Annotated in this window: 3 protein-coding genes; all 3 read right to left on the reverse strand. The window is 56.8% G+C overall.

Translation table 11 applies throughout. The features are described 5' to 3' along the window. The coding region (locus C5F48_RS23240; protein WP_146170735.1) for a PAS domain-containing protein at positions 1 to 523 on the reverse strand (523 nt) is incomplete at its 3' end. 161 nt (positions 524 to 684) lie between these two features. Next, positions 685 to 1,665, reverse strand: coding sequence for a GGDEF domain-containing protein (locus C5F48_RS23245; RefSeq protein WP_107666062.1), 981 nt, complete (start codon positions 1,663 to 1,665; stop codon positions 685 to 687). Between the two features lie 333 nt (positions 1,666 to 1,998). Beyond that, a partial coding sequence (locus C5F48_RS23250) for a GGDEF domain-containing protein (protein ID WP_146170736.1) occupies positions 1,999 to 2,329 on the reverse strand: 331 nt, incomplete at its 5' end.

The raw sequence follows: 2,329 nt of genomic DNA on the forward strand, positions 1-2,329 counted from the left end.
ATATGAAACCTGGAGCCTGTTGAAACAACTGATGCAGGCGGTTCATTTCGGAATGCAGCATGCTGGTAAGGTCGGCAGCACGTAGCCGCTCGTCCTGTTCCGCAGCTGTCGCAATCCGGGTCGCTCCGCGCACTCTGTGGATCTGACGCAACCGCTCCAGCTCTGTTATGTCAGTGGGGCAATTCAAAATGCCAACGATAGCACCCTCATCGTTCGCCAGCGGGATATTTTTAATCGACCAGTGTCGCGCTTGGTGTTTGGCGTGCCCTGCTATGTCATATTCAAGATGGTGGATATGATGCGGCATTCCACTCTTTAAGACGTGCGCAAAAGATGCTAGAAGTTGCTGCATCCGAGTTGGATCCGAGTCCTTAAAAACGTCAAATACCGGACGACCCACCATGCTCTGTCGGTCGATGCAGACGGCATCTTCATAAGCTCGGTTGCACGCCAAGATCGTCAGTTCGCTGTCAAGGATGAGCATCGGATAAGGAGCCCACTCAAACGGCTTATCTAAGTCCACCTCCGACCTCCTCCCAGCGCCACATTCGTTCGTGATGAACCATGTAGCTGTGCGGACAAGCCGCCGATTTTTGTGTAGCCGTTCCAGCGTGGCAGGATTAGGCTCGAGTTTGCGCCTTCGGAGAACTGGAATTGACGGGAGCGCGAGAATCTTGTTGCGGTTCACGCAAGATAAAAGACCCTATTCCGACCATTTTGTTTCGCCCTGACGAGCGCACTGTCAGCGACGGCAAACCATGTTTCGGGGCGCGCATATTCTGCCTTGAGAGCTGTCAGGCCGATGCTGACGGTCAAAGGAGTTCCTGAACAACCGTGAATCGCTGTTGCCTCGATTGCCAGTCGGACCCGATCCATAACAACATGAGCATCACGTGCCTCTGCTCCCCGCAACAAGATTGCAAACTCATCCCCACCCAGCCTCCCTATCACGTCGGTTCTCCGCAGAACTTGTGCGGCCGCAAAAACTGACGCGCGAAGCGCATTATCTCCAACATGACGGCCGTAGGTGTCATTGATGCGCTGCAAGTTATCCAGATCAATAAAGGCGAGCGACGAAGGCACTTCATCTTTACGATGCGCCGCGAATGCGTCCAAAGCGGCGCGCTCGAATCCTTTTCTGCTCAGAGCGCCCGTCAGCAGATCGCAGCTGGCAACCAATCGAAGCTCAATTTGAGACATCACAAGCCGCGCGAAGCTCCGCATTACCTCGTGATCTGCCGAGCTGAACCTCCGCGGTTCGACGCCCATGATGCAAATCGAACCTATGTTGTAACCATCAGGCGTAGTAATGGGCGCGCCAAGATAACTCTGGCATCTCTCTATTGCTGCAAAAGATCCAATTGCTGAAAATCTCTCGTCACGCCGGGCATCCTCGACAGCGACAACCTGACCTGAACGGATTACCTGCTCACATGCTGACGCAGATCGCGGGACTTCTGCCGCGCCGATGCCTCCAGAAGCCTTGAACCATTGTCGATCAACGTCTAGCAATGAGATCGCTGCAACTGGAGCTTTAAAAACAGACATCAGCAGGCTGATTATGCTCTCGAACTCCTCTTCCGGAGCCGTATCGAGTATCTCATACCTCTGTAACGCAGCAATGCGCCCTTCCTCATCCTGAAGACGGAGGAAACGACTTAGCATTATTCCATTGAAACCGTTAGCCTAAGGTGGGGAAGCTGCGCCCAGATCTGGAACCGCAGGGGCAATGGCGCGCTGTCCTGTTCCGTTCTGCCTTGTCGGCCGCAGGAATGAGCGATCTGCCAACACTTCAGCCGTGCTTCGACTTGCTTGCGTCGCAGCAGTCCAGTCGGATTGATCATTCGCGTGGGCCTTCTATGGGCGAAAGCCAAACTATACATTGCCGTCATATCATTTTGATACCGCTCGTCTCTTGGCATCGCAAGCCTCAATGCTCGCAGGCACTGTGACGCGCGAACACGGCCCTGATGATGTGCCCTCGGTTGGTGTTTTCGGTCAGGCGCCGCTCATGACGACCCGGTTGCGGCCCTGCGCCTTGGCCTCGTAGAGCGCCGCATCCGCAGCCCGGACAAGCGCATCGGGATCAAGCGGCGCGTCGCAGAAGGCGAGGCCGAAGCTCATGGTCACGTCCGGGAGGGCGGCGTCGGACGGGCTCAACTCGCCGATCGCCCGGCGCAGCCGCTCGGCGGTCTGCTGCGCCGCCTCGGGACTGCTGTCGGGGAGGATCAGCGCGAATTCCTCGCCGCCGTAGCGGAAGGTGTTCTCGGCATCCGGCGCGTTGGCCTCCAGCGTCTGCGCCACCCGGCGCAGCACCTCGTCGCCGGTC

The organism is Cereibacter changlensis JA139, from assembly GCF_003034985.1.
In the GTDB taxonomy this organism is placed as follows: domain Bacteria; phylum Pseudomonadota; class Alphaproteobacteria; order Rhodobacterales; family Rhodobacteraceae; genus Cereibacter; species Cereibacter changlensis.